This is a genomic window from Agromyces mangrovi, assembly GCF_030296695.1.
GTDB classification, from domain to species: Bacteria; Actinomycetota; Actinomycetes; order Actinomycetales; family Microbacteriaceae; genus Agromyces; species Agromyces mangrovi.
This window is the reverse complement of the sequence record NZ_AP027737.1, coordinates 3,571,803-3,584,766: the sequence shown is the minus strand read 5'-3', so window position 1 is coordinate 3,584,766 and position 12,964 is coordinate 3,571,803. Positions and strand designations below refer to the sequence as shown.

Annotated in this window: 14 protein-coding genes; 12 read left to right on the top strand and 2 right to left on the bottom strand. The window is 72.1% G+C overall.

The genetic code is table 11. From position 1 onward, the window contains the following. Positions 1-20 precede the first annotated feature (20 nt). The 3 genes from efp to QUE38_RS17135 are packed head-to-tail and all read left to right on the top strand — an operon-like array spanning position 21 to position 1,662. Positions 21-584, top strand: coding sequence for an elongation factor P (gene efp / locus QUE38_RS17145; protein WP_286309539.1), 564 nt, complete (start codon positions 21-23; stop codon positions 582-584). Further along, positions 584-997: a transcription antitermination factor NusB gene (nusB, locus tag QUE38_RS17140; protein ID WP_286309538.1), complete on the top strand. Its 414-nt coding sequence runs from the start codon at positions 584-586 to the stop codon at positions 995-997. Before efp ends, nusB begins: the two co-directional genes overlap by 1 nt. Beyond that, complete coding sequence (locus tag QUE38_RS17135; protein ID WP_286309536.1) at positions 994-1,662, top strand: DsbA family protein; 669 nt, start codon at positions 994-996, stop codon at positions 1,660-1,662. The genes nusB and QUE38_RS17135 overlap by 4 nt, the downstream gene beginning before the upstream one ends. Here QUE38_RS17135 and QUE38_RS17130 read toward each other — a convergent pair. Beyond that, positions 1,649-2,173, bottom strand: a complete 525-nt coding sequence (locus QUE38_RS17130; protein ID WP_286309535.1) for a glycosyltransferase — start codon at positions 2,171-2,173, stop codon at positions 1,649-1,651. The two genes, QUE38_RS17135 and QUE38_RS17130, sit on opposite strands and share 14 nt — an antisense overlap. Next, positions 2,164-2,946 (bottom strand): glycosyltransferase family protein, encoded by a 783-nt coding sequence (locus QUE38_RS17125; protein ID WP_286309533.1) that lies wholly within the window; start codon positions 2,944-2,946, stop codon positions 2,164-2,166. The genes QUE38_RS17130 and QUE38_RS17125 overlap by 10 nt, the downstream gene beginning before the upstream one ends. 111 nt (positions 2,947-3,057) lie before the next feature. Between QUE38_RS17125 and pyrR the strand changes: the two genes are divergently transcribed. From pyrR to rpoZ, 9 genes are all read left to right on the top strand, one after another. Next, positions 3,058-3,633, top strand: coding sequence for a bifunctional pyr operon transcriptional regulator/uracil phosphoribosyltransferase PyrR (pyrR, locus tag QUE38_RS17120; protein WP_286309531.1), 576 nt, complete (start codon positions 3,058-3,060; stop codon positions 3,631-3,633). Further along, complete coding sequence (locus QUE38_RS17115) at positions 3,596-4,549, top strand: aspartate carbamoyltransferase catalytic subunit (protein ID WP_286309530.1); 954 nt, start codon at positions 3,596-3,598, stop codon at positions 4,547-4,549. The genes pyrR and QUE38_RS17115 overlap by 38 nt, the downstream gene beginning before the upstream one ends. Continuing rightward, complete coding sequence (locus QUE38_RS17110) at positions 4,546-5,865, top strand: dihydroorotase (RefSeq protein ID WP_286309528.1); 1,320 nt, start codon at positions 4,546-4,548, stop codon at positions 5,863-5,865. Before QUE38_RS17115 ends, QUE38_RS17110 begins: the two co-directional genes overlap by 4 nt. Beyond that, positions 5,858-6,409, top strand: coding sequence for a PH-like domain-containing protein (locus tag QUE38_RS17105; RefSeq protein ID WP_286309527.1), 552 nt, complete (start codon positions 5,858-5,860; stop codon positions 6,407-6,409). The genes QUE38_RS17110 and QUE38_RS17105 overlap by 8 nt, the downstream gene beginning before the upstream one ends. 1 nt (position 6,410) lies before the next feature. Beyond that, positions 6,411-7,565, top strand: a complete 1,155-nt coding sequence (gene carA / locus QUE38_RS17100) for a glutamine-hydrolyzing carbamoyl-phosphate synthase small subunit (protein ID WP_286309526.1) — start codon at positions 6,411-6,413, stop codon at positions 7,563-7,565. Next, positions 7,565-10,849: a carbamoyl-phosphate synthase large subunit gene (gene carB, locus QUE38_RS17095; RefSeq protein WP_286309524.1), complete on the top strand. Its 3,285-nt coding sequence runs from the start codon at positions 7,565-7,567 to the stop codon at positions 10,847-10,849. The genes carA and carB overlap by 1 nt, the downstream gene beginning before the upstream one ends. A gap of 1 nt (position 10,850) precedes the next feature. Further along, positions 10,851-11,717: an orotidine-5'-phosphate decarboxylase gene (pyrF, locus tag QUE38_RS17090; protein WP_286309523.1), complete on the top strand. Its 867-nt coding sequence runs from the start codon at positions 10,851-10,853 to the stop codon at positions 11,715-11,717. Beyond that, positions 11,710-12,633 (top strand): guanylate kinase, encoded by a 924-nt coding sequence (gene gmk, locus QUE38_RS17085; protein WP_286309522.1) that lies wholly within the window; start codon positions 11,710-11,712, stop codon positions 12,631-12,633. Before pyrF ends, gmk begins: the two co-directional genes overlap by 8 nt. Positions 12,634-12,699: 66 nt before the next feature. Further along, a complete protein-coding gene (rpoZ, locus tag QUE38_RS17080; RefSeq protein ID WP_281886498.1) occupies positions 12,700-12,957 on the top strand; it encodes a DNA-directed RNA polymerase subunit omega in 258 nt (85 codons plus the stop codon). Positions 12,958-12,964: the final 7 nt, after the last annotated feature.

The window sequence follows — 12,964 nt, the reverse complement described above, 5'->3', positions numbered from 1 at the left end:
ATCGAAACGGAACATCACACATGGCGAGCACTGCGGACATCAAGAACGGCGTCGTCCTGAGCATCGACGGACAGCTCTGGACGGTGATCGAGTTCCAGCACGTCAAGCCCGGCAAGGGCGGCGCGTTCGTGCGCACCAAGCTGAAGAACGTCGTGAGCGGCAAGGTCGTCGACCGCACCTACAACGCCGGCGCGAAGGTCGACATCCAGAACGTCGACCGCCGCGACTACACGTACCTGTACAACGACGGCGAGAGCTTCGTGTTCATGGACGCCACCGACTACGACCAGGTCAACGTGACCGACACGGTCGTCGGCGACGCGAAGAACTACATGCTCGAGAACCAGCCGGTCACCATCGCAATGCACGACGGCAACCCGCTGTACCTCGACCTGCCGGCATCCGTCGTGCTCGAGATCACCTACACCGAGCCGGGCCTGCAGGGCGACCGCTCCACCGGCGGCACCAAGCCCGCCACGCTCGAGACCGGCTACGAGATCCAGGTGCCGCTGTTCCTCGAGACCGGCACCAAGGTCAAGGTCGACACCCGCACCGGCGACTACCTCGGACGCGTGAACGACTAGTGAGCGCCCGCACGAAGGCGCGCAAGCGCGCGCTGGACATGCTCTACGCGGCGGACCTCCGCGAGGTGCCGGTCGAGCGCGTGCTCGCCGACGAGGCGGAGCGTGCGGTCGGCGAGCCCGAGCGCCAGGCGTCGTGGCTGTACGCCCGCGAGATCGTCGACGGCGTCATCGACCACCGCGCCGAGATCGACGAGCTCATCACGTCGCACTCCCGCGGCTGGACCCTCGAGCGCATGCCCGCGATCGACCGCGCCGTGCTGCGCATCGGCGTGTGGGAGATCGTCTACAACGACGAGGTGCCCGACGGCGTGGCGATCTCCGAGGCCGTCGAGTCGGTCACGGTGCTCTCGACCGACGACTCGGCGGGCTTCGTGAACGGGCTGCTCTCGGCCGTGGCGGGGGACCGCTCGTGATCCGTCGCGTCGGAGCACTCGTCGGCGCCGCGGCGCTCGCGCTGGCGCTGGCCGGCTGCGCCGATCAGGGCACGGATGCCACGCCCACCGACCTCCCGACCGGAACGATCGGCGCGGCGCACCTCGACGAGCTCGCACTCGTCGTCGGCACCGGCGACATCCGCGTGGAGGCCTGGGTCGACCCGGCGTGCCCGCACTGCGCCGACTTCGAGGCCGAGGCCGGCGACACGCTGGCCGAGTTGGTCGACGACGGCACGATCACCTACGCGATCCACCCCATGAACTTCCTCGACCGGTCGAGCGAGACGGCGTACTCGTCGCGCGCCGGTTCGGCGATGACGTGCGTCGCCGCCGACGAGCCCGACGCGCTGCTGCCGATGGTCGCCGCGGTGTTCGAGAACCAGCCGTCGGATGCCGCCGGGCTCGACGACGACGCGCTCGCATCGCTCGCCGCGGACGCGGGTGCACCGGGCGCGGCCGACTGCATCGCCGCGAACACGTACGTCGACTGGGTGCAGGCGGTGAACGACGCCGCGCTGAACGGCCCGATCGAGGGCGCCGAGATCGAGCGCATCGAGGGCACGCCGACGCTGCTCGTCGACGGCGCGGTCTACACCGGCGCGTTCGACGCCGACGAGGTGCGCGCCTTCATCACCGGCGAGTGAGCCCGCCTGCACGCCGGTGCTCGATGAGCCCGAGCGTGTGCGCGACGACCTCGCGTGGGCCGTCGTGTGCGCGCAGGGCGCGACCGATCGCCGCGGCGCGCTCCCGGTAGCCGGGGTCGGCGGAGAGCCGTCGCCAGGCGCGCAGGATCGCCCGCGGCTTCGGTGTGCCGGTGCGCAGGTCGATGCCCGCACCGGCCCAGCCGATGCGTGCGGCGATCACCGGCTTGTCGATGTCGCCGCCCGCGACGATCAGCGGCACGCCGTGCGCGAGCGCGGCGAGCACCCCGCCCCATCCGCCGTTCGTGATCATCGCGTCGAGCCGCGGCAGCAGCGCCGCGTAGTCGACCAGCCCCGCGACATGCGCGTTCGGCGGGGCGGGGAACGGCAGCTCCGGCGCGTCGGCCCGACCCGTCGTGGCCACGATCGACACCGGTTGGCGCCCCAGGGCCGCGAACGTCGGCCGGATGAGGTCGTCCGGGTCGACGTTGAGCGTGCCCTGGGTCACGTGCACGATCGGCCGATCGTCGCGCAGGTCGGCCCACCACGCCGGCGGTGCCGGCCGGATCGACCCGGTGGGCGCGAGGGCGCCCACGAACTCGACGCGGACGGGCCACGAGCTGCGGGGGAACTCGAGTTCGGGCACCCCGGACGCGCAGACCAGGTCGGGGAGTGCCACGCTGCGTCGAGCGGCGCGTCGGTCGGCGGCAGGCCGAACGCCGCGCGCTGGGCGTCGTACGCCCGCCGCACGCCGCGTGAGAACGTCTCCAGCGCCGCGAAGAGCACGCGGTCGCGGAGGCGCCCGAGCGGACCGGTCGCGGGGAGCAGCGGGAGGATCGGCGGGGGCAGCTCCGGGGTCGGCATCGAGAGCGGGACGATGCTCACGGTGACCGACGGGGTGCCGAGGCGTTCCGCCACGAGGTGCGTGCCGAGGCTGAGCCCGTCGGCCACGATGACGTCCCACGGGCGCGCCGCGAACGCGCGGGCGAGGTCCTCGCCCTGCGCCGCCCCGGTGCCGACGAACAGGTGCTCGACGTTCGCGAGCAGCTGGCGCGGACCTTTGCGACCGCGGAGCGCGGGGAACGTGGCGGCGAGGTCGAGTTCGTCGAAGTCCGGGGCGGACTGCCAGGGCACCACCTCGGCGCCGAGGGCCGCGAACCGCTCGGCGTACGCACGGCCGGTGTAGACGCGCACGGCGTGGCCCGCCTCGACGAAGGCCTCGGCCACCGCGGCCAGCGGTGCGACATGCCCCGCGAAGGGCATCACCGCGATCATGACGTCTGCCATGGGTCATTGGAGCACGGCACGGGCCGCCGCCGCCAGAGCGCGGCGTCAGGTAGGATCGACGAAACCGACATCCTTTGAAGTCCGTCCCGTGAGGCGGAGAAGGGAGTCCGCATGGCTGTGCGCCACGTGCTGCAGCAGGCCGACATCGAACGCGCGCTCACGCGCATCGCCCACGAGATCCTCGAGTCCAACCGGGGCGTCGACGATCTCGTCATCCTCGGCATTCCCACGCGCGGCGTCATGCTCGCCGCCCGCATCGCCGAGATCATCCGTCGCATCGAGCCGAACGCTCCGGCGGCGCTCGCGGGCTCGCTCGACGTGACCATGTACCGCGACGACCTGTCGCACACGCGCACCCGCACGCCGGCGCCGACCGACGTGCCGGTGGGCATCGACGACCGCACCGTCGTGCTCGTCGACGACGTGCTCTACTCGGGTCGCACCATCCGCGCCGCGCTCGACGCGCTCGCCGACCTCGGGCGTCCGCGCGCCGTGCGGCTCGCCGTGCTCGTCGACCGCGGGCACCGCCAGTTCCCGATCCGCGCCGACTTCGTCGGCAAGAACCTGCCGAGCGCGGCGAGCGAGCGGATCAACGTGCTCCTACGCGAGGTCGATGGCGAAGACGGCGTCACGATCGAGGGGGCGAGCGATGAGGCACCTGCTCTCCACGCGCGACCTCGGCCGTGACCGGGCGATCGAGCTGCTCGACATCGCCGAGGACATGGCCGCCGTGCAGCAGCGCGAGGTGCGGAAGCTCCCGACGCTGCGCGGCCGCACCGTCGTGAACCTCTTCTTCGAGGACTCCACGCGCACCCGCGTCTCGTTCGAGGCCGCGGCCAAGCGCCTCTCGGCCGACGTCATCACGTTCAGCGCGAAGGGCTCGAGCGTCTCCAAGGGCGAGAGCCTGAAGGACACGGCGCAGACGCTGCAGGCGATCGGCGCCGATGCGGTCGTGGTGCGCCACCAGGCATCCGGCGCGCCCCAGACCCTCGCGACGAGCGGCTGGATCGACGCGGGCGTCGTGAACGCCGGCGACGGCACCCACGAGCATCCGACCCAGGCACTGCTCGACGCGTTCACCATGCGCCGCCGGCTGCACGGCGATGCCTCGCGCGGTCGCGGGCTCGACGGCGCGCGCGTCGTGATCGTCGGCGACGTGCTGCACTCGCGCGTGGCCCGCTCGAACGTCTGGCTGCTCGACGCGCTGGGCGCCGAGGTCACGCTCGTGGCCCCGCCGACGCTGCTGCCGGTCGACGTCTCGGCGTGGCCCGCGCGGGTCGGCTACGACCTCGACGCGGCGATCGACTCGGGCCCCGACGCGGTCATGATGCTGCGCGTGCAGGCCGAGCGCATGCACGCCGCGTTCTTCCCCAACAGTCGCGAGTACTCCCGCACCTGGGGGCTCGACGACGCCCGGTTCGCACGGCTGCCGCGGACTACCATGGTCATGCATCCGGGGCCGATGAACCGGGGTTTCGAGATCGCGGCGTCGGCCGCCGACTCGGCCCAGTCCACGGTGCTCGAACAGGTTGCGAACGGAGTTTCGGTGAGAATGGCTGCCCTGTACCTGCTGCTGTCCGGTGAGCGGGAGGTGGCCGCGTGACCCGCACGCTCATCCGCGGCGCCACCCTGGTCGACGGCACGCGGGGCGACCTGCTGCTCGACGACGGGCGCATCGCCGAGACCGGTTCGGTGACGGATGCCTCGGGTGCGACGGTCATCGACGCCGACGGCCTGCTGGCCCTGCCCGGCCTCGTCGACCTGCACACGCACCTGCGCGAGCCCGGGTTCGAGCAGAGCGAGACCGTGCTGACCGGCAGCCGGGCCGCCGCTGCGGGCGGCTACACGGCCGTGTTCCCGATGGCGAACACCTCGCCCGTCGCCGACACCGCCGGCGTGGTCGAGCAGGAGTTCCGCCTCGGCGAGGACGCCGGCTACGTCACCGTGCAGCCCATCGGCGCCGTGACGGTGGGTCTCGCGGGGGAGCGGCTCGCCGAGCTCGGCGCGATGGCAGCCTCGCGAGCGAAGGTGCGCGTGTTCTCCGACGACGGCCTGTGCGTCTGGGACCCGCTGCTCATGCGACGCGCGCTCGAGTACGTCAAGGCCTTCGACGGCGTCATCGCGCAGCACGCGCAGGAGCCGCGCCTGACCGAGGGCGCGCAGATGAACGAGGGCGCCCTGTCCGGCGAGCTCGGCCTGCGCGGCTGGCCCGCGGTCGCCGAGGAGGCGATCATCGCGCGCGACGCGCTGCTCGCCGAGCACGTCGGCAGCCGCCTGCACGTCTGCCACCTCTCCACCGCGGGGTCGGTCGAGGTCGTCCGCTGGGCGAAGGCCCGGGGCATCCGCATCACCGCCGAGGTCACCCCGCACCACCTGCTGCTCACCGACGACCTGGTCGCCAGCTACGACGCCCGCTACAAGGTCAACCCGCCGCTGCGCACCGCCGAGGACGTGGAGGCGCTGCGCGACGCGCTGGCCGACGGCACGATCGACATCGTCGCGACCGACCACGCCCCGCACCCCGCCGAGTCGAAGGAGTGCGAGTGGGATGCCGCGGCGAACGGCATGGTCGGGCTCGAGTCCGCCCTGTCGGTCGTGCACGAGGCCATGGTCGAGACCGGCCGGTTCGGCTGGGAGGACGTGGCGCGCGTGATGTCGTCCGCTCCCGCGAGGATCGGCAGCCTGGCCGGCCACGGGCACGCGCTCGAGACGGGCGCGCCCGCCGAGCTCGCGCTCTACGACCCGGAGGTGCGTGCCGAGTTCGGCGTCGGCTCGCTCGCGGGCCGCAGCCGCAACTCGCCGTACCTCGGTCGCACCCTGCCGGGGCGCGTGGTGGCGACGTTCCACCGCGGCGTGCCGACGGTGCTCGATGGCGAGGTGCGTCCGGCCGACGAGGTCGCAGGAGGTGCCCGTGGATAACTACGCGATCGGCGCCATCGTCGTCGGGCTCGTCGTCCTCGTTGCCGTCGCGCTCATGCTGCTGTCGTGGCGTGGGCGCCGCCGCCGCGACGCCCGCATCGTCGACCACCCGCAGCCGGCCGAGCCGGGCACGCTCGTGCTCGAGGCGCCCGTCCTGCACGTGGCGACCACGCCTCACCGGCGGCCGGTCGAGCGACTCGCCCCGCGTGGGCTCGGGTTTCGCGCCACCGGACGCATCGAGGTGCGCGAGGACGGCGTGCTGCTCGACCTGGCCGGCGAGGCGCCGGTCTACCTGCCCGCCGATGCGCTCGTCGAGGTGACGACCGCGAGCTGGGCGATCGACCGCGGCGTCGAGCCCGAGGGGCTCATCTCCGTCGCCTGGCGGGCGGGGACGACCGACGCCGATGCGGCATCCGACGACCTCGTCGTCGACACCTATCTCAGGGCCCAGCGGGTCGGCGACGCCCCCCGCATCGTGGACGCCCTCAGCACACTCGCCGGGGCCGCAGCGGCCACCGGCGGCGACAACGGAAGCGAGGCCTGACATGGCGATCCCCGGGAAGGACGCGGGCCCTGCGGTCCTCGTGCTCGAGGACGGCACCCGATACGCCGGACGCGCCTACGGCGCGACCGGCCGCACGCTCGGCGAGGCGGTGTTCGCCACCGGCATGACCGGGTACCAGGAGACGCTGACCGACCCGTCGTACGCGGGCCAGATCGTGCTCATGACGGCGCCGCACATCGGCAACACCGGTGCGAACGACGAGGACATGGAGTCCTCGCACATCTGGGTGTCCGGCTACGTCGTGCGCGACCCCTCCCGCGTGGTGTCGAACTTCCGCGCCCAGCGCAGCCTCGACGACGACCTCGTCGCGGGCGGCGTGGTCGGCATCAGCGGCATCGACACGCGCGCGGTCACCCGCCACATCCGCGCCGACGGGGCGATGCGCGCGGGCATCTTCTCGGGAGCGGACGCGTCGCTCTCCGACGACGAGCAGCTCGCGCTCGTCCGCGGCGGCGCGGAGATGACCGGCCGCAACCTCTCCGGCGAGGTCTCCACGACCGAGGGCTACTCGCTCGCCCACGAGGGCGAGCGCGTCGGCTCGGTCGCGGTGCTCGATCTGGGCGTCAAGACCTCCACGCTCCGCTACCTCGCCGAGCGCGGCTTCGACGTGCACGTGCTGCCGCAGACCGTCACCGTGGAGGAACTGCTGGCGCTGTCGCCCGACGCGCTGTTCTTCTCGAACGGCCCCGGCGACCCCGGAGCATCCGACCACCATGTCGAGCTGCTGCGCGCCGCGCTGCGCACCGGCCTGCCGTACTTCGGCATCTGCTTCGGCAACCAGCTGCTCGGCCGTGCGCTCGGCTTCGGCACGTACAAGCTGCCGTTCGGCCATCGCGGCATCAACCAGCCCGTGCTCGACCGCGCGACCGGCCGCGTCGAGATCACCGCGCACAACCACGGGTTCGCGGTCGACGCGCCCCGCGAGGGCGTGACCGAGTCGAGCGAGGGCTTCGGCCGCGTCGAGGTCAGCCACATCGACCTGAACGACGACGTGGTCGAGGGCCTGAACTGCCTCGACATCCCCGCGTTCTCGGTGCAGTACCACCCCGAGTCGGCGGCCGGCCCGCACGACGCGAACTACCTCTTCGACCGGTTCCGCGACATGGTCATCGCGAGCAAGGAGAACGGCAACTGATGCCCAAGCGCGACGACATCAATTCGGTCCTCGTCATCGGGTCGGGCCCGATCGTCATCGGCCAGGCGGCCGAGTTCGACTACTCGGGCACCCAGGCCTGCCGCGTGCTCCGCTCGGAGGGCGTGCGGGTCATCCTGGTGAACCCCAACCCGGCGACGATCATGACCGACCCCGGCTTCGCCGACGCGACCTACGTCGAGCCGATCAACCCCGAGATCCTCGAGTCGATCATCATCAAGGAGCGCCCCGACGCGGTGCTCCCCACGCTCGGCGGCCAGACCGCGCTGAACGCCGCGATCGCGCTCGAGGAGGCGGGCATCCTCGCCAAGCACGGCGTGGAGCTCATCGGCGCGAAGGTCGACGCCATCCGCAAGGGCGAGGACCGCCAGCTCTTCAAGGAGCTCGTGGTCGAGTGCGGCGCCGACGTCGCGCGTTCGCACATCGCCCACACGATGGACGAGGTGCTCGCAGCCGCGGACGACCTCGGCTACCCGCTCGTCGTGCGCCCGTCGTTCACGATGGGCGGCCTCGGCTCGGGCTTCGCGTACGACGAGACCGACCTCCGCCGCATCGCCGGCGCGGGCCTGCACGACTCGCCCACGACCGAGGTGCTCCTCGAGGAGTCCATCCTCGGCTGGAAGGAGTACGAGCTCGAGCTCATGCGCGACACGGCCGACAACACGGTCGTGGTCTGCTCGATCGAGAACGTCGACCCGGTCGGCGTGCACACGGGCGACTCCATCACGGTCGCCCCGGCGCTGACCCTCACCGACCGCGAGTACCAGCGGCTGCGCGACATCGGCATCGACATCATCCGCGCCGTTGGCGTCGACACCGGCGGCTGCAACATCCAGTTCGCCGTCGACCCGTCGAACGGCCGCATCATCGTCATCGAGATGAACCCGCGCGTCTCGCGCTCGTCGGCGCTCGCGTCGAAGGCCACGGGCTTCCCGATCGCGAAGATCGCGGCGAAGCTCGCCATCGGCTACCGCCTCGACGAGATCCCGAACGACATCACGCGGGTGACCCCGGCGAGCTTCGAGCCCACGCTCGACTACGTCGTCGTGAAGGTGCCGCGGTTCGCGTTCGAGAAGTTCCCGGCCGCCGACCCGACGCTCACGACCACCATGAAGTCGGTCGGCGAGGCCATGGCGATCGGCCGCAACTACGCGTCGGCCCTGCAGAAGTCGCTGCGCTCGCTCGAGAAGCGCGGGTCGAGCTTCCACTGGGGCGACGAGCCGCGCTCGGTCGAGGAGCTGCTGGAGGTCGTGCAGACGCCGACCGACGGCCGCATCGTGGCCGTGCAGCAGGCGCTCCGCAAGGGCGCCACGGTCGAGCAGCTCTTCGATGCCACGAAGATCGACCCCTGGTTCCTCGACCAGATCGTGCTCATCAACGAGGTCGCCGACGCCGTGGCATCCGCTTCGGAGCTCGACGAGTCGCTGCTGCGGCTCGCGAAGGACCATGGCTTCTCCGACGCGCAGATCGGCCAGCTGCGGGGCATCGACGAGGCGGATGCCCGTGCCGAACGCCACGCCCGGGGCATCCGCCCGGTGTTCAAGACCGTCGACACGTGCGCCGGGGAGTTCCCCGCGCTCACGCCGTACCACTACTCGAGCTACGACCTCGAGACCGAGGTCGCGCCGAGCGACCGCCGCAAGGTCGTCATCCTCGGCTCGGGCCCGAACCGCATCGGCCAGGGCGTCGAGTTCGACTACTCGTGCGTGCACGCGTCGTTCGCGCTGTCGGACGCCGGGTTCGAGACGATCATGATCAACTGCAACCCCGAGACGGTCTCGACCGACTACGACACGAGCGACCGGCTCTACTTCGAGCCGCTCACGCTCGAGGACGTGCTCGAGGTCATCCACGCCGAGTCGCAGTCGGGCGAGCTCGTGGGCGTGGTCGTGCAGCTCGGCGGGCAGACCGCGCTCGGCCTGGCCGCCGGGCTCGAAGCCGCCGGCGTGCCGATCCTCGGGACGAGCCCCTCGGCCATCGACCTCGCCGAGGAGCGCGGCCAGTTCTCGCGCATCCTCGACGACGCCGGGCTCCTCGCGCCGCGCAACGGCACCGCCACCGAGCTCGCGGGGGCCGTCGCGGTCGCCGAGGAGATCGGCTACCCGGTGCTCGTTCGCCCGAGCTTCGTGCTCGGCGGTCGGGGCATGGAGATCGTGTACGACACGCCCTCGCTCGTCGACTACTTCGAGCGCATCGCAGACCAGGGCATCGTCGGCCCGTCGCATCCGCTGCTCGTCGACCGCTTCCTCGACGACGCGATCGAGATCGACGTCGACGCGCTCTACGACGGCGAGCAGCTGTACGTCGGCGGCATCATGGAGCACATCGAGGAGGCCGGCATCCACTCCGGCGACTCGAGCTGCACCCTGCCGCCGGTCACGCTCGGCAAGGCGCAGATCGACCGAGTGCGCGACGCGACGCTCGCGATCGCGCAGGGTGTCGGCGTGCGCGGGCTGCTGAACGTGCAGTTCGCGATCGGCGCCGGGGTGCTCTACGTGCTCGAGGCCAACCCGCGCGCGAGCCGCACCGTGCCGTTCGTGTCGAAGGCGCTCGGCATCCCGCTCGCGAAGGCCGCGTCGCGCGTGATGGTCGGCGCGACCGTCGCCGAGCTCGTCGCGGAGGGGCTGCTGCCGGAGACCGACGGCTCGACGGTGCCGTTCGACGCGCCCGTCGCGGTCAAGGAGGCCGTGCTGCCGTTCCACCGGTTCCGCACTCGCGAGGGCGACATCGTCGACTCGGTGCTCGGGCCGGAGATGCGCTCGACCGGCGAGGTCATGGGCATCGACCGCGACTTCCCGCGCGCGTTCGCCAAGTCGCAGCTCGCCGCGTACGGCGGCATGCCGCTGCAGGGCACGGTGTTCGTCTCGGTCTCCGACCGCGACAAGCGCGCCGTGATCCTGCCGGTGCTGCGCCTGCGCGAGCTCGGCTACTCGGTCGTCGCGACCGAGGGCACGGCCGAGATCCTGCGCCGCAACGGCATCGAGGCGGGCGTGGTGCTGAAGTTCAACGAGAAGACCGACGACGCGCCCACCTCGGTCGTCGAGCTCATCCACCAGGGCATGGTCGACGTCGTGATCAACACGCCGAGCGGCCGCTCCTCGCGCGCCGACGGCTACGAGATCCGCGCGGCGGCGGTCGCGGCCGACATCCCGCTGTTCACGACCATCGCCGAGCTCTCGGCGGCGGTCGCGTCGATCGACTCGGTGCGCCGCGGGTTCGAGGTCACGAGCCTGCAGGACTACGAGCTGGCGCGGAAGGCGGTCTGACGTGGCATCGTTCGGCACGCGACTGGGGGAGTCGTTCGACCGGTTCGGCCGGCTCTGCGTGGGCATCGACCCGCACGCCGGGCTGCTCGACGCGTGGGGGCTCCCGGAGTCGGGTGCGGGCGTGCGCGAGTTCGGCCTGCGCGTCGTCGACGCGATGGCCGGGCGCGCCGGCATCTGCAAGCCGCAGGTGGCGTTCTTCGAGCGGTTCGGCTCGGCGGGCATCGCCGGGCTCGAGCGCGTGCTCGCCGAGGCGCGCGGTGCGGGCATCCTCGTCATCGCCGACGCCAAGCGCGGCGACATCGACTCGACCATGGACGCGTACGCACGCGCGTGGCTCGAGCCCGGTTCGCCGCTCGAGGCGGACGCACTTACCGTGAACCCGTTCCAGGGCCTCGGCGCGCTGGCGGGCACGCACCGCCTCGCCGAGCGGCACGGGAAGGGCCTGTTCGTGCTCGCCGCGACCTCCAATCCCGAGGCCGCCGCGATCCAGCGCTCGGTGCTCCAGCAGAGCAGCCGGGAGGGGTCGACGGTCTCGGCCGCGATCTGCTCGGGTGTCGCGACCTGGAACGCCGAGGAGCCGGATGCGGGCGAGCAGGCGTTCGGCTCGACCGGTGTGGTGATCGGGGCGACCGTCGACCTGCGGGCGGCCGGCATCGACCCGGACGATGCGTCGACCCCGCGCACGCCGGTGCTCGCACCCGGGTTCGGCCACCAGGGCGCCGAGCTCGCCGACCTGCGCGACACGTTCGGAGCACTTGCCGGCGGCGTGATCGCGAACGAGTCGCGCTCGATCCTGGCGGCCGGTCCCGACGGCATCCGCGACGCGATCGCGCGTCGCGCCGAGGCCACGGCGGTGGCCCGTGGCTGAGCCCGCGCGCAGCGGTCCGCCCGCGCCGCCCGACGTCGACCGCGTCGCCGCCTCGCGCGCAGCGGTCGCGGCACGGCGCGCCCGCGCCGCCGTGAAGGCGTCCGTCGCCGACGGCAGCCGCAGCCCGCTCGACGTGCTGCGCGTCGCCTTCGAGGACGCCTCCACGCCGGAGGCCACCCTGCGCGCGACCGAGTTCCTCACCTCCGTGCCCGCGATCGGCGAGACCAAGCGCGTGCGCATCATGCGCGAGCTCGGCATCGCCGACGCGAAGCGGCTCGGCGGCCTCGGCCGGCGCCAGCGGCTCGCGCTGCGCGCCTTCCTCGCCGACTGGATCGCCGCGCACGGCGGGATCGGCAACCGCCTCGTGGTGCTCGCCGGCCCGACCGCGGTCGGCAAGGGTACGGTCGCGTCCTACATCCGCCGCAATCACCCCGACGTCATGCTGTCGGTGTCGGCCACCACGCGTGCGCCCCGCCCCGGCGAGGTCGAGGGGCAGAGCTACTACTTCGTCGACGACGCCGAGTTCGACCGGCTGGTGTCGGAGGACGAACTGCTCGAATGGGCGGTCGTGCACAACGCGCACCGGTACGGCACCCCGAAGGCGCCCGTGGAGCGCGCCATCGCCGACGGCAACAGCGTGCTCCTCGAGATCGACATCCAGGGTGCGCGGTCGGTGCGGCGTGCGATGCCTGAGGCGACGCTCATCTTCCTGCTGCCGCCGACCTGGGACGAGCTCGTGCGGCGGCTGGTCGGACGGGGCACCGAATCGCCCGCCGAGCAGCAGCGCCGGCTCGAGACGGCACGGGTGGAACTCGCAGCAGTGGACGAGTTCGACCACACGGTCGTGAACCACGACGTCGCCGAGGCCGCGCAGAACGTCGTAGACTTGATGCGGCCTCGGGCCCGCGGGCGGTAGCCTGCCCGCATTCTCGATCTTCCGCGCAACCGTCCGCGCGACCCACGCACCCAGAAGGAGCACGCCATGGCAGACAAGCTGACCGGCATCATCGACCCGCCCATCGACGACCTGCTGTCGAAGGTCGAGTCGAAGTACGCACTCGTCATCTTCGCCTCCAAGCGCGCGCGCCAGATCAACGACTACTACGCCGACCTGCACGAGGGCAGCCTGTTCGACAACGTCGGGCCCCTTGTCGACTCGACGATCGACGACAAGCCGCTGTCGGTGGCGCTGCACGAGATCAACGAGGACAAGCTCAAGATCACCCCGGCCGGCGAGTAGCCGGCCG